This window comes from Caballeronia sp. INML2, assembly GCF_023631365.1.
GTDB lineage: Bacteria > Pseudomonadota > Gammaproteobacteria > Burkholderiales > Burkholderiaceae > Caballeronia > Caballeronia turbans.
On sequence record NZ_JALQDH010000099.1, the window covers coordinates 1 to 421 of the forward strand.

Annotated in this window: 1 pseudogene; it reads right to left on the reverse strand. The window is 61.0% G+C overall.

The window, feature by feature from the left end:
• Positions 1-327 (reverse strand): annotated as a pseudogene (locus NCT32_RS31990) (hypothetical protein); the annotation flags it as partial.
• Between the last annotated feature and the right edge of the window lie 94 nt (positions 328-421).

Genomic DNA, 421 nt, shown 5'->3' on the forward strand with positions numbered 1-421 from the left:
CGGCTCCCGTGCCAGATCAAAAGCCAGATAGAGCAGTTGCCAGTGCTCGCGCCGGATTTGCCACGCTTCGAGCGCGGCGAACGACGGTCTGAAGTAGGCCGCGTCGATCTCGTCGATCAGCGACAGGAAGAGGCTCGTCGCCGTCCCGGGCCGGCGAACGGTCAGTGTGCCGTTATAGTGAGTAACGGACACCGGGTGGCTGAAGAACGTGAGCGCGATCTCTGCCGCGTCGACTGCTCGGACGCTCGTATCGTCGCGCAGGAAACGGAGCACTTCGAGCATCGTACGGAAGGAATGGGCGTAGCCCGAGAAGGAAAGCTGATACATGGTCGATTGCCTCTGAAAAATTGCGGGCAATCGCTCCCTGTCGGGTCGATGCCCGGCAAGGGTTAATGCGCCGAATGAGCGCTGGACGAAGTTG